The following is a 13,627-nucleotide window of genomic DNA, read 5'->3' as shown; positions in this document are numbered from 1 at the left end:
GGCCCGTCGCATGGTTCCCGCTTTCGCCGTCGGCCTCAGGCCGGGACCAGCGGGCCGTTCGCGCCCGTCAGTTGGCCGCCCCTCAGTGGCTGCGGCGCACCGGTCGTGCCAGGGAAGGTCAGCGGCAGGCCCTGCCAGACGCGGGCGGCCAGCACGCCGAAGGCCTGGGCCTCCAGCGCATCGCCATCCCAGCCCACGACTTCCACCGGCCGCACCAGTTCCGGCAGCACGCCCGCCAGGGCGCGCATCAGCGCCGGGTTGCGCCGGCCGCCACCAGCCACCAGCCATTGCTTTGGCGGCACCGGGAAATGCCGCTCCGCTGCCGCCACGGCGCAGGCACAGAAGGTGGCCAGCGTTGCCGCGCCATCGGCCGGTGACAGTTCGCCCGCCCCTGCCTCCCGCAACGCCCGGTCGAAATCCAGCCGGTCGAGCGATTTGGGCGGCGGTGCCGTCAGGTAGGGGTGGGCCAGCAGCCGGCCCAGCACCGCACCATCCGGCTGGCCGGACAGCGCCAGCCGGCCATCGCGGTCGTAGTCCTCGCCGGTGGAGCGGCGGGCCCAGTCATCCAGCGGGCCGTTGGCGGGGCCGGTATCGAAGGCCACCAGCCGCCCATCCTCACCGATCCAGGTGACGTTGCCGACGCCGCCGAGGTTCAGGATGGCCAGCGGCTTCGGCAAGTCGGCCGCCAGAACGGCATGGAATACCGGCACCAGCGGCGCGCCCTGCCCGCCCGCCGCGACATCCGCGCTGCGGAAATCATGCGCGACGGCCATGCCGGTGCGCCGCGCCAGCGCTGTGGCATCGCCGATCTGCCAGGTCCGCCCCTCGCCCGGCCGGCCGGCACGCGGGCGGTGCAGGATGGTCTGGCCATGGAAGCCGATCAGGTCGGCCTGCAATCCCAGCTTCAGCACGGCCTCGGCGTGCCGCTCGGTAATTCGTGCTTCGCAGTCCAGCAGGAAGGGGTCGTCGGCCGGCACGTCGCCCGCCATGTCCAGCAAACGGCGCAGGTCCCGCCGCAAGGCGGGCTCATACGGCAGGGTCAGGCTGGGGCCCAACCGGCCGATCCTCTCTCCATCCGTCTCGACCCAGGCGGCATCGACGCCGTCCAGGGAGGTTCCACTCATCAGCCCAATGGTTCGCAGCATGGCCACACTGTGCTAGGGCCGCGTGCCCGGTGGAAGTCCCACCGGCGAAAAGAATGGGTCTAGGCAGCGATGGAAGAGTTCCTGCACGTCGCGCGTGAGCGCGGCTACATCCACCAGGTGACGGACGAAGCGGCGATGGCCGCCCGGATGAAGCAGGGTCCTCTGCCGGCCTATGTGGGCTTCGACTGCACGGCGGACAGCCTGCATGTCGGCCACCTGCTCTCCATCATGATGCTGCGGCTGCTGCAGAAGACCGGCCACAAGCCGGTGGCGCTGCTGGGCGGCGGCACCACCCGCATCGGCGACCCATCCTTCCGCGACGACGCCCGCCCGCTGCTGACGGACGAGCAGATCGACGTCAACAAGGCCGGCATCCGCAAGACCTTCGCCTCCTTCCTGAATTTCGGGGAAGGCAGGTCGGACGCGGTGATGGTCGATAACGCGGACTGGCTGGACAAGCTGATGTACATCCCGTTCCTGCGGGATGTCGGCCGCCACTTCAGCGTCAACCGCATGCTGACGATGGACAGCGTCCGCCTGCGGCTCGACCGCGAGCAGCCGCTTAGCTTCCTCGAATTCAATTACATGCTGCTGCAGTCCTACGACTTCCTGGAATTGCAGCGCCGCCACGGCGTCGGCCTGCAGATGGGCGGCTCCGACCAGTGGGGCAATATCATCATGGGCGTGGAACTGAACCGGCGCATCGACAGCGCCGAGGTGTTCGGCCTGACCACGCCGCTGCTGACCACCGCATCCGGCACCAAGATGGGCAAGACGGCGGGCGGCGCGGTGTGGCTGAACCCGGACCGCCTGGCGCCCTACGGCTACTGGCAGTTCTGGCGCAACACGGAGGATGCCGATGTCGGCCGCTTCCTGGCGCTGTTCACCGAGATGCCGATGGACGAGGTGAAGCGCCTCGGCGCCCTCGGCGGCGCCGAGATCAACGAGGCCAAGAAGATCCTGGCCACCGAGGCGACGGCGATGCTGCATGGCCGCGCCGCCGCCGAGGAAGCCGCCGAGACCGCCCGCCGCGCCTTCGAGGAAGGCCAGGCCGCTGACACCCTGCCAAGCATCGAAGCCGCGCTGCCGGCCGCGGTGATCGACCTGGCGGTGCAGGCCGGTTTCGCCGCCAGCAAGGGCGAGGCCCGCCGCCTGATCCGCGGCAACGGCCTGCGCCTGAATGACGAGGCCATCACCGACGAAGCGGCGATAGTGACGGAGGCCGAGCTGCGCGACGGCGCTGCCAAGCTCTCCGCCGGCAAGAAGCGCCACGTGCTAGTGCGCCCCCAGGGCTGACACGACCGGCCGGGGGGGGTGGAGTGTTTCCCCCCGGCCGTCCGCCTCCATTGATGCGCGTGCCGTTCAGCCGGGTGGTTGCGGAGCCTGATCGGTGGTGCCGCCCCTGCTTTCGGTGGGGACGACTCTGAAGCGCCGGACCTGCGGCACCGGTGGCTCTCCCACGACGACTTGATCCAACGGCGGCCGGTCCAGCTCGATAGCCGGACCGCTTGGCCGGCGCTCGCCAAATCTCGGCAGGTCGGGGTGGAAGCCGAGGCCTGCGAACAGAAGTTCGATGATCGTCGCGACGACGTTCCAGGCCTTCTTCATCGGCCTCAGTTCGCCGGCATCAACGGGAGGGGCACCACGTTAACGCGGCGCCTCCCCCGGCTGCGGTTCCGGTGCGCCGCTGCCGCCGAACAGATTGCGCAGGAAGCCCGGCGTCAGCATCGAGAGCGGGTTTACCGAGACGTTCGGGTTATCAAGCGGGCCGTTCACCCGGTAGGTGGCAGCAAACAACCCACCGCCCTGCTCCGGGCTGAACAGCCTGCCGATCAGCGGAATGCGGCCCAGCAGCGTGTTCAGCGCGTAGGCGGGCACGATGGTGCCGTTCAGATCCAGCGTCTTGGCCTGGCGGTTGAGCTGCCCCTGAACCGTCAGCCCCAGCGAGGCGGAGAAGGCACGCGCATCGCGTAGCACCAGCTGCTGCGGCGTCAGCGTGAAGGGCGCGACCATGCTGGAGAAGGTCAGCCCCGGCCCCTGCACCGCCTCGAACACCCCGTACACCGTCAACGCCTGCAACAGCTTGCCAATGCCGGGCGCGTTCACCACCGAGAAATCGTGCAGCTCCGCCGTGCCGGACAGGGGCGAGGTGCGGCTGTTGGTCGACCAATGCGCGTTCACTGAAAGCCGGCCGCCGCGCAGGGTCTTCAACACATCGAAGGCGGAGAGCAATGCGCCGGCATCCTCGGAGGTCAGCCGCAGGTCCCGCCCGGCGCCGCGCGGTGCCACGGCGATGTCGAAGGGTCCGGTGCCGTTGGCGCGGCCGGTGACGCGCGCCTCCCGCAGCACGCCACCGCCATCGGCGCGGATCTGGCCGCGCACGGCGGTCAGCGTACCCTGTTCGCCCAGCAGCACCCGGTCGAACCGCGCATCCACCACGCTGTCCGGGTCGGCGGAGGGGCGGCTGGTGCCGGCGGGCTCCGGCGCGTCCGGCGCCTCCAGCGCCGGGGCCAGGTCCAGCACCGGGCCGCTGACCTGGAACTGCCAGGCGCCGCCGGTGCCGCGCGGCGGCCGGATGTTGCCGGATAGCCGGGTGCGGCCGATGGAGGCGCTGGCGATCTCCAGCCGCTCCAGCCGGTTGCCGGCGGCGAAGGTGCCGCTGCCACGCAGGCTGAGCTCCGGTGCCTCGACCTGCAAATTCTCCACGCCGCGCAAGGCGTTGCCGGCCACCCGCAACTCGGCACGGGCGGTGGCCGGCTGGCCCGGGGGCTTGCGCCAGGCCAGGGGCGTGACCGTCATTTCCGCCCCGCGCAGATCGCCCCTGATCGAGACGCGCGCCTCGCCGGAGCGCCGGGTCTCCATGGTCACGTCGGCGGCGACGGGGCCGGCGGCCAGCCCGTCCAGGTCCAGCCCGAAGCGCTGCAGGTTGCTGATCTCGGTCTGGGCGGTGGCTTGGATACGCTCCACCACCTGGCTGGCGGGGCCGGGGCGGAAATCCAGGTCGACCGCCAGCCGGGTTGGGATGCCGCCGAGCTGGGCGTTGCCGGCGGCCCGCAGGCGGGAGGTATCCACCGTCAGGTCGGCGGTGCCGCGGTCCAGCCGCTGCCCGGCCACCACGTCGTCCAGCCGCAGCCCGGTCAGTTTCAACTGGGCGCTGACGCGGATGGCCTCGTTGGGAATGTCCTGCAACAGCGGCAGGGCGAGGCGTAGCGTGCCCTCCAACTGCCCGCCGGGGTTGGTCAGCTCCAACGGCCGCTTCTCGAACAGCTTGAGACGCGGGTGGCGGATGACGGAGACCGCGTCCGCCACCGGGCCGCGCAGGCGCGCCGTCAGCTCCATCTGCTCGCTATCGGTATCCAGGTCGTAGAAGCGCAGGGTGGTTTCGGGCGAGGTCAGGCCGGTGCCGGATTGCTGGCCGGAATCGGCCCGGATGGTGATCTCCTTCAGGCCGAAGGAGGCGGTGGCCGCGACGCCTTGCAGCGGCGGGATGGGCCGCAGCCAATGAATGGTCGCCTGCTCCACCCGCAGCGTCCCGGTCAGGTCGGTCAGCCGGAAGCCGGAGAGGTCGTCGGCCGACTCCGCCTTCAGGGTGAAGCGGCCGCCGCTGAACACGCCGGCGGTCAGGTTCTCCAGCGCCCAGGCGCGGGCGTGCCGGGCGACCTCTGCTGGCCAGTAGGCAGGAAGCTCGGATGATTCCAGCCGGTCGAGGCCGATATCCACCTGGCCGCGCCAGCGCCCGTCCCGCAGGGCTGCCTGGCCGGAGGCGGAGATCACTGGGTTGATGGGCGCCGCGCCACGGCTGGCGCGGGCGGGTGTGGGCAGCGTGATACGCAGCGCATCCAGGCGTAAATCCTGTGGCGTGCCGCTGGCGTCCAGCGCGATGCCGGCGAAGGCCATCTGCCGGTTGGGTTGCAGGCTGACATTCCCCGGCCCGGCCCGCAGGCCGAGCCGAAGCGACGGCGGCTCCTGCGCGCTGCTGTCGAACTTGCCCGATACGTCGAGCGAGACGGAGGCCTGCACCAGGCCCAGCGGCGCCAGCGCCGGCATCAGGCGAGCGATCCGCGCCGGCTCCAGCATCGGCAGGATCAAATGGCCTTCCATCTTGCCGGACAGGTTGGCACGGCCGCTCAGGCGCACCGGGACCATGTTGCCATGGTCCGGCAACAGCAGGGACGCGGTGCCCTCGGCGGCGGCCTCGCTGCGCCCCTGCCGGTTCAGCCGGATGCCGACGTCGCGCAGATCCCAGGTCAGCTGCAGCTGGCGGTCCAGCACGATCAGGTTGCCGCCGGTGATGACGACATCCTGCAAGGCGCTCAGCGGCCCGGCTTCCTCGGCGTCGCTCAGCAATTCCTGCAACACGTCGCCGCCCTGGCTGTCGGTGGGCTGCGCGTCGGCGATGCGCCCCATGGCGAGGGAGACGCTGCCATCCTGCAACCGCTCCATGACGATGCGCGGGTTGCGCAAGGTCACGTCCCGTACCGCGATCTCGCCCCGCAAAAGGCGGGTAAAAGCCAGGGAGACGCCGATCTCCGGCAGTTCCTGCCGCATCGCCCCGGTCTCGTCGAACACGCGGACACCGGTGGCACGGATTTCCAGCGGGGAGCCGCCGCCTTTGCGGAAGCCGTCCCAGGCCAGGACGATGTCGGCCACCTTCACCGTGCGTTCCAGCCCGCTGCGGTCCAGCGCTTCCTCGACCAGCCGGGTCAGCGCCGGGATGTGCAGCGGGCCTTCCGCCAGCCGCCAGGCCAGGGCGCTGACGCCGAGGCCGGCGAGCAGGAACAGCGCCATCGCCGCCCGCAGCACCAGCCCGCAAGTACGGCCGCCGATACGAAGGGCTTGACCGCTCACGCCCGGCATGGATTGGCTCCCTGGCCATGCCCGATGCAATGCCCGACCTGACCCGGTTGCCCCGCCCCTACGATGCGGAGGCCGCCGCGCGAACGCTGGACGCCTTCGCCGCCAAGGGGGCGCCGGAACGCGCCTTCGCGGAGAGTGCCGGCGGCGCCGCGCTGCTCGGCGCGCTGGGCGGCCACAGCCCCTACCTGGCCGACCTGGCGGAGCGGGAGAGCCCGACCCTGCTGCGCTTCGCCGAACGTGGGGCGGATGCGGCGCTGGCCCTGGCGCTGGACCCGCTGGGCCGCGCTGATCCGGACGCGGCGCGCCCGGCGGTCGCGGCGCTGCTGCGGCAGGCCAAGCGGCAGGCGGCGCTGATCATCGCCGCGGCGGACCTCACCCAGCAATGGAAGCTGGACCGGGTGACGGGTGCGTTGTCGGAACTGGCGGAAACGGCAATCGATTACGCCTGCGCGCACTTGCTGCGGGAAGCCGCCGTGCGTGGTGAATTGAAGCTGCCGCGCGCCGGGGCGCGCGATCCGCGGCAGGTCGCCAAGGGGTCGGGTCTCATCATTCTCGGCATGGGCAAGCTGGGGGCACGCGAACTCAACTACTCCTCCGACATCGACCTGATGGTCCTCTACGACCCTGAGGCGGCAGCCTACCACACCGAGCGCGCCGGCGCCCTGTATGTTCGGATCGCGCGTGACCTCGTTCGGTTGATGGAGGAACGGACGGCCGGCGGCTACGTCTTCCGCACCGACCTGCGCCTGCGGCCGGACCCGGCGGCCACGCCGCTGGCGGTCAGCATCAACACCGCCATCACCTATTACGAGTCGACCGGGCAGAACTGGGAACGCGCGGCGATGATCAAGGCCCGTCCGGTGGGCGGCGACCACGCGGCCGGCGACGCCTTCCTGGCCGAGATCCGCCCCTTCATCTGGCGCCGCCATCTGGACTTCGCGATGATGGCGGACATCCACGCCATCAAGCGGCAGATCCACGCCGCGCACGGTGCGTCCCGTGGCGCCAATGCCGAAGTGCAGGTGCCCGGCCATAACGTGAAGCTCGGCCGGGGTGGCATCCGCGAGATCGAGTTCACCGTGCAGGTGCTGCAGTTGATCTGGGCCGGGCGCGACCCCGGCCTGCGGGACCCGACCACGCTGGGCGCACTGGCCGCCCTGGCCGCCGCCGGGCGGATCGAGCGGCGGGCGGCGGCCGACCTGGCCGATGCCTATGTGTTCCTGCGCGATGTCGAGCACCGGCTGCAGATGGTGGCCGATCGGCAGACCCAGCAATTGCCGGAGGACGAGGCCGGGCTGGCGCGAATCGCCAGCTTCATGGGCTTCCCGGACCTGGCCGCCTTCAGCGCCGTGCTGCTGCAGCACCTGTTGCGGGTGGAGCGCCATTACACCCAACTCTTCGAGGCCGGCATGCCCCCGCAACAGGAACGTGGCGAAGACGCACCGGAAAGCCGGCTGAACTTCGAGGGCCCGCGCGACGATCCGGAGACGCTGACGGCGCTGGGCGCCATGGGCTTCGGCAACCCTGCCCATATCGCCAGCGTCATTCGCGGCTGGTACCAGGGGCAGACCCGCGCCACCCGGTCCGAACGCGCGCGGATGCTGCTACGCGCGCTGATGCCGCTGGTGCTGGCCGCCTTTGCCCGGCAGCGGGAGCCCGATGCCGCCTTCGCACGCTTCGATGTCGTGCTCTCCCGCATGCAGGCGGGCGTGCAGGTACTGTCGTTGTTCCAACGCAATCCGGCGCTGCTGGCACGCGTAGCCGGCATTCTGGGTGCGGCTCCTGCCCTGGCGAATCACCTCGCTCACAACCCCGCATCGCTGGACGGGTTGCTGGCTGGTGATGCGTTGGATGGAGCGAGCGCCTGCCTGCCCGCCCTGGTCAAGGAATCCCGCCATTTCGAGGAAGCGCTGGAAGGCGCCCGCCGGATGGTGACCGAGGGGAAGTTCGAGATCGACGCCGCCGCGCTGGAAGGGATCGTCGATGCCGACACCGCCGGGCAGGCGCGTTCCGACCTCGCGGACGGCGCCATCCATGCCCTGTTGCCGCATGTGCAGGCCGAGTTCGCCACCCGCTTCGGCAAGGTGAAGGGCGGTGCGCTGGCGGTGGTGGCGCTGGGCAAGCTCGGTGGGCGGGAGATGCTGCCCGGTTCCGACCTCGACCTGATCCTGATCTATGACCATCCCGAGGCCACCGCGGAAAGCCATGGTGGTCCGCGCGCCCTGCCCGTCAGCACCTATTTCGGCCGGCTGGCGCAGCAGGTGGTCGGCGCCATCACCTCCCCAGGCGCGGAGGGCAAGATGTACGAGGTGGACATGCGGCTGCGGCCGACCGGCAACAAGGGTCCGGTCGCCACCTCCCTCTCCTCCTTCGAGCGCTACCACGCCGAGAATGCCTGGACGTGGGAACGCATGGCGCTGACCCGGGCCCGCTGCGTCGCCGGCCCCGCCAGCCTGCGCAAGCGGATCAACACGGCGGTGAAGACCGCGTTGATCGAGCACGCGGGTCCGGGCGCGGTCACCGACGCGCTCTCCATGCGCGCGCGGATGTTGCGGGAGCTGCCGGCGGAAGGGCCGTTCGACGTGAAGGCGATGCCGGGCGGGTTGATCGAGGTGGAGTTCATCGCCCAGGCGCTGCAACTGGTGCATTGCCGCCGCAAGCCGGCCATCCTGGCACCGACGACCCATGTGGCGCTGGCCAACCTGGCGCGCGCCGGCATCCTGCCGAAGGAGGATGCGGAGGCGCTGATCGGCGCCGACCGGCTGTGGCGCACCACCATCGGCCTGCTGCGCCTGACGGTGGGCCGTTGGAAGGAAGCCACCCTGCCCGCCGCCACCGGCGCCGCGCTGATGCGCGTGACCGGGCCGTTGCTGGACCGCCCGGCGGTTGACCTCCCCGACTTCCACGCACAGATGCAGGAGAAGGCCGCCCTGGTACGCCGGTTGTTCGAACGCCATCTCGGCCGGCCGGACAGCGGCGGCACACCCCAGGCGCCGGGCTGATCGAAGAACCGCGCGGCATCGCACACGGTAATTCCACCGCCAGCGACCGCGCCTTGCGGAGCGACAGGATGAGCATCGAGGAAGGCGCGCCGGCACCGGCGTTCGACATGCCGGCCAGCGGCGGGCGCAGCGTTTCGCTGGAGGCGATGAAGGGCAAGCCCTTCGTGCTGTACTTCTACCCGAAGGCCGATACCTCCGGCTGCACCAAGGAAGCCTGCGATTTCCAGGAGGCGCTGCCGGCGCTTGGCGGCCTGGGGCTCGACGTCATCGGCGTCTCGCCCGACCCGATGAAGCCGATCGAGAAGTTCGCCGAGAAGTACAACCTGACCTTCCCGCTGGCCTCCGACGCGGAAAAGACGGTCGCCGAGGCCTATGGCACCTGGGTCGAGAAATCCATGTATGGACGCAAGTACATGGGCATGGACCGCGCGACCTTCCTGCTCGACAAGGACGGCAAGGTGGCAAAGATCTGGCGCAAGGTGAAGGTGCCGGGCCATGCGAAGGATGTGATGGCGGCGGCGCAGGCGCTGGGGTGACCGGAGCGGCGCAGCCGGAAGCAGGGCTCGTCGTCCTCTCCGGCTGCTCCGGCGGCGGCAAGTCGACCTTGCTGGAAGAACTGCGCCGACGCGGCCATGCGGTGGTGCAAGAACCCGGGCGGCGCATCGTCGCCCGGGAACTGGCGATGGGCGGTGGCGCCCTGCCCTGGGTCGACCTGGCCGCCTTCGCCCGCCGTGCCATCGAGGTCGCGCTGGCGGACCGCGAGGTGGCCGCCAGCCAACGCGGCTGGGTGTTCTTCGACCGTGGCGTGCTGGATGCCGCCGCCGCGCTCCACCATGCCGGCGAACCCAGCGTGCCCGGCCTGACCCTGCCCGGCCTTTACCACCCCATGGTGTTCATGACGCCGCCCTGGCCGGAGATCTACGCGACCGATCCGCAGCGGCCGCACGGGTTCGCGGAAGCGGTGGCGGAGTATGAACGTCTCCACGCCTTCTTCCCACGCCACGGCTACCGGCTTCGCACCCTGCCGAAGCTGCCGGTACGGCAGCGGGCGGACTGGCTGCTGGCGGCGTTGACCGATGCGGCGCCGCCGTCCACCACATCTGATGAACGGTAGAAGCAGACAGGCTGCGTCATCTTGCAGCGCGAACGCTCACACGAAGCGCAGCGCCACGAAGCCACCGATGATGGCCACCGCCACGACGGTGGTGATCAGCGTCAGCCGCTTCTCGATGAAGTCGCGGATCGGCGCGCCGTAGCGGCGCAGCAACCCGGCCAGCAGGAAGAAGCGGGCGCCGCGGGTAATGGCGGCGGTCAGCAGGAACATCCATGGGTCGAACGCAGCCGCGCCGGCACCGATGGTGACGATCTTGAACGGGATCGGCGTCAGGCCCTTGATGAGGATGACCGCCGCGCCCCAGCGGGCGAACCAGCCACGGAAGCTCTGCAGCGCCTCGGCATGGCCATAGGCGGCCAGGATGGGCTGGGCCACCGCCTCGAACAGATAGTAACCGATGGCGTAGCCCAGTATGCCACCGAGCACGGAGGAGGCGGTGCAGATGGCGGCGTAGCGCCACGCCCGCTCCGGCCGCGCCAGGCACATCGGCACCAGCATGGCATCGGGCGGGATGGGGAAGAAGCTGCTCTCCGCGAAGGAGACCACGGCGAGCCAGAGCCCGGCCAGGCGGTGGGCCGCCAGGCGCAGGATCCATTGGTAGAGCGCGAACAGCATCAGAGGGCATCCATCAGGCCGCCCCCGTCAGGGCAGGATTACACTGCGCGCAATTTACTCGGGATTGCCGGTATCTGCCACGAGTCCCGTCGCCTCGATGCCCGCCACCGCGCAGATCTCGTCCTTGTCCGACATGTCGCCGGAGATGCCGACGGCGCCCAGCACCGTGCCGGCGGCATCGCGCACCAGCACGCCACCCTGCACCGGTACGGCACGGCCGCCCGTCAGGTCCGACAACGCGTTCATGAAGGCGGGCATCTTCACGGCGCGGCGGGCCAGCTCCGCCCCGCCGAAGCCCATGGCCATGGCGCCGTACGCCTTGCCGTGGGCGATATCCGGCCGCAGCAGGCTGGCGCCGTCTTCCCGCGCCGCGGCCTTCATCTGCGCCGCCTGGTCCAGCACCACCACGGTCAGCGGCGCGAGGCCGAGCTCGCGCCCCTTGGCGAGCGCGACCTCCACGATGCGCTGGGCGGTGGCAAGGTTCAGGCCGGGGGCGAAGCCGATCGGCGGATTGGGCATGCTGTGTCGTTCCTCAACGGTTCTGCTGGATGGCGCGCCAGACGACTTCGGGCGTCGCCGGCATGTCGATATGCGTCACGCCATACTCGCTCAGGGCATCGACCAGCGCGTTCATCACGGCGGGCAGCGAGCCGGCGCAACCGGCCTCCCCGCAGCCCTTCACGCCCAGCGCGTTGGTCTTGGCGGGCACGCTGTGGCTGATGAACTCGAAGCTCGGCACGTCCACGGCGCGCGGCACGGCGTAGTCGGAATAGGAGCCGGAGAGGAACTGGCCGTCCTCGCTGTAGTTGGTCCGCTCCATCAGCGCCTGGCCGATGCCCTGGGCGATGCCGCCATGCGCCTGGCCCTGCACCATCAGCGGGTTCACGATGGTGCCGAAGTCGTTGACGGTGACGTAGCGGTCGATGTGGACGACGCCCGTCTCCGGGTCCACCTCCAGCTCCACGACGTGGCAGCCATTCGGGTAGGCCATCGGCGCTTGGTCGAAGATGTGGTCCACATCCAGCGTGTCGGGCACTTCCGGCGGCAGGTCCTTGGCCTGGCGCAGCTGGGCGGCCAGTTGCAGCAAGCCGATGCCACGGTCGGTGCCGGCGATGCTGAAGCGGGCACCGCCCTCCGCATGCGGCTCGAACTCGATATCGGCCTCGGCGGCTTCCAGCATGTGGGCGGCGGCGATGCGCGCCTTGTCCACCACCTTGGCCGAGGCCTCGATGATCGCACTGCCCGAAGCCATCAGGGACTTAGAGCCGCCGGTGCCGCCACCGGCGATCAGCTTGTCCGAGTCCCCTTGCAGCAGCTTGATCTTCTCGAACGGCACGCCCAGCGTCTGGTGCAGCACCTGGGCGAAGGGCGTCCAGTGCCCCTGCCCGTAATCCAGCGTGCCGGTGACGATGGTGACGCTGCCATCCTCGTTGAACCGCAGCCCGCCCATCTCCTTGGAAGGCGGCGCGGTGCATTCCAGGAAGTTGCCGATGCCGTGGCCGCGCAGCTTGCCGCGCGCCTTGCTCTCCGCCTTACGGGCCGCGAAGCCCTTCCAGTCGGCGGCTTCCAGCGCCTGTTCCATCAGCGCGGTGAAGTCGCCGCCGTCATACTTGTTGCCGGAAGCGGCGGCGTAGGGGAATTGCTCGGGCCGGATGTGGTTGCGGCGGCGCAGTTCCACCGCGTCCACCCCCATCTCCACCGCGGCGGCCTCGATCAGCCGCTCCATGAAGTAGTTGCCTTCCGGCCGACCGGCGCCGCGATAGGCCGTGACCGGCGGCGTGTTGGTGACGAAGCTGCGCGTGGCAATCTCGATCAGCGGCGTCGTGTAATTGCTTTGCACGTTCCGCATGAAACCGGACGTGCCCATCAGCGGCCCGACGCTGCTGATATAGGCGCCCATATTGGCCATGGCGGTCAGCCGCACCGCCAGGAACTTGCCTTCGGCGTCCAGCGCCAGCTCCGCCGTCACCTCATGGTCGCGGCCATGATAGTCGGAGAGGAAGCTCCCCGTGCGCTCATCCGTCCATTTCACCGGGCGGCCCAGCACCTTGGCGGCGTGCAGCAGGCAGAGATACTCGGGGTAGGCGCCGGCCTTCATGCCGAAGCTGCCACCGACATGGCCGGTCAGGATGCGCAGCTTTTCCACCGGCACTTTCAGCAACTCATTGGCGATGCCGGCCCGCATGCCGAACACGCCCTGGCTGCCGACGTGCAGCGTGTACCGCTCGCTGGCCGCATCGTACTCGCCGATGGCGCTGCGCGGCTCCATCGCGCAGACCACGATGCGGTTGTTGCGGATGTCCAGCTTCGTGACATGCGCGGCGCCAGCGAAGGCCTCGGCCACCTTGGCGGCGTCGCCGAAGTGGAAATCCTGCACCTGGTTGCCGGGGATGTGGTCGTACAGCAGCGGCGCGCCGGGCGCGGCGGCGGCAGAGGCCTCGGTCACGGCATTCAGCGTGTCGATATCGGCGTACACCGCCTCGGCGCCGTCCTTGGCCGCTTCCTTCGTCTCGGCCACCACGAAGGCGATCGGGTCACCGACGAAGCGGACCTTGTCCATGGCCAGCACGGGGCGCTGGATGTCGGTCAGGCCCGGTGCCGGCATCATGCAATGCAGGGTGCCGTATTCGGCCAGGTCCGCGCCGGTATAGACGCCGACGACGCCCGGCACCTCCAGCGCCGCCGAGGTGTCGATGCCGTTCAGCGTGCCGTGGCCGTAGGGGCTGCGGACCATGACGCACCAGAGCTGACCGGGCAGTTGCAGGTCATCGGTATAGCGGCCGCGGCCTTGCAGAAGGATCGGGTCCTCGTTGCGCGGCACCGGCTGGCCAATGCCGAATTTCAGGCGGCTGGCGTCGGGGGGCAGGGAATCCGGCATGGGGACCTCTCCGTGG

The 13,627-nt window shown here is 70.1% G+C and carries 10 protein-coding genes; 4 read left to right on the top strand and 6 right to left on the bottom strand.

The window, feature by feature from the left end:
- Positions 1-35: 35 nt before the first annotated feature.
- A complete protein-coding gene (locus IBL26_RS07695) occupies positions 36-1,142 on the bottom strand; it encodes an anhydro-N-acetylmuramic acid kinase (RefSeq protein ID WP_187783916.1) in 1,107 nt (368 codons plus the stop codon).
- A gap of 72 nt (positions 1,143-1,214) precedes the next feature.
- Between IBL26_RS07695 and tyrS the strand changes: the two genes are divergently transcribed.
- The gene (gene tyrS, locus IBL26_RS07690; protein WP_187783889.1) at positions 1,215-2,441 is read left to right on the top strand and encodes a tyrosine--tRNA ligase; all 1,227 of its coding nucleotides are present in this window, start codon (positions 1,215-1,217) and stop codon (positions 2,439-2,441) included.
- Positions 2,442-2,507: 66 nt separating this feature from the next.
- On the opposite strand, the gene IBL26_RS07685 is transcribed toward tyrS, so the two are convergent.
- Together IBL26_RS07685 and IBL26_RS07680 are read right to left on the bottom strand one after the other, a co-directional pair.
- The gene (locus tag IBL26_RS07685) at positions 2,508-2,753 is read right to left on the bottom strand and encodes a hypothetical protein (protein ID WP_187783888.1); all 246 of its coding nucleotides are present in this window, start codon (positions 2,751-2,753) and stop codon (positions 2,508-2,510) included.
- A gap of 39 nt (positions 2,754-2,792) precedes the next feature.
- A complete protein-coding gene (locus IBL26_RS07680; protein WP_367615392.1) occupies positions 2,793-5,993 on the bottom strand; it encodes a YhdP family protein in 3,201 nt (1,066 codons plus the stop codon).
- 26 nt (positions 5,994-6,019) lie between these two features.
- Here IBL26_RS07680 and IBL26_RS07675 point away from each other — a divergent pair, with 26 nt between their 5' ends.
- From IBL26_RS07675 to IBL26_RS07665, 3 genes are all read left to right on the top strand, one after another.
- Positions 6,020-9,004, top strand: coding sequence for a bifunctional [glutamine synthetase] adenylyltransferase/[glutamine synthetase]-adenylyl-L-tyrosine phosphorylase (locus IBL26_RS07675; protein WP_187783887.1), 2,985 nt, complete (start codon positions 6,020-6,022; stop codon positions 9,002-9,004).
- 68 nt (positions 9,005-9,072) lie between these two features.
- Entirely contained in the window at positions 9,073-9,540 is a 468-nt protein-coding gene (locus IBL26_RS07670) for a peroxiredoxin (RefSeq protein ID WP_187783886.1), read from the top strand.
- A complete protein-coding gene (locus tag IBL26_RS07665) occupies positions 9,537-10,118 on the top strand; it encodes an AAA family ATPase (protein ID WP_187783885.1) in 582 nt (193 codons plus the stop codon). The genes IBL26_RS07670 and IBL26_RS07665 overlap by 4 nt, the downstream gene beginning before the upstream one ends.
- Before the next feature lie 36 nt (positions 10,119-10,154).
- Here IBL26_RS07665 and IBL26_RS07660 read toward each other — a convergent pair whose 3' ends face one another.
- From IBL26_RS07660 to IBL26_RS07650, 3 genes are read right to left on the bottom strand one after another with little or no spacing between them, the layout of a single operon-like run.
- A complete protein-coding gene (locus tag IBL26_RS07660) occupies positions 10,155-10,733 on the bottom strand; it encodes a YqaA family protein (protein ID WP_187783884.1) in 579 nt (192 codons plus the stop codon).
- A gap of 54 nt (positions 10,734-10,787) precedes the next feature.
- Positions 10,788-11,252 carry a GlcG/HbpS family heme-binding protein gene (locus IBL26_RS07655; RefSeq protein WP_187783883.1) on the bottom strand — a complete coding sequence of 155 codons (465 nt, stop codon included), beginning with the start codon at positions 11,250-11,252 and terminating at the stop codon, positions 10,788-10,790.
- Between the two features lie 13 nt (positions 11,253-11,265).
- Complete coding sequence (locus IBL26_RS07650) at positions 11,266-13,611, bottom strand: xanthine dehydrogenase family protein molybdopterin-binding subunit (RefSeq protein ID WP_187783882.1); 2,346 nt, start codon at positions 13,609-13,611, stop codon at positions 11,266-11,268.
- Positions 13,612-13,627 lie beyond the last annotated feature (16 nt).

The organism is Teichococcus aerophilus (assembly GCF_014490485.1).
GTDB classification, from domain to species: Bacteria; Pseudomonadota; Alphaproteobacteria; order Acetobacterales; family Acetobacteraceae; genus Pseudoroseomonas; species Pseudoroseomonas aerophila.
The sequence above is the reverse complement of the archived record's forward strand: the minus strand, read 5'-3'. Positions and strand labels throughout refer to the sequence as shown.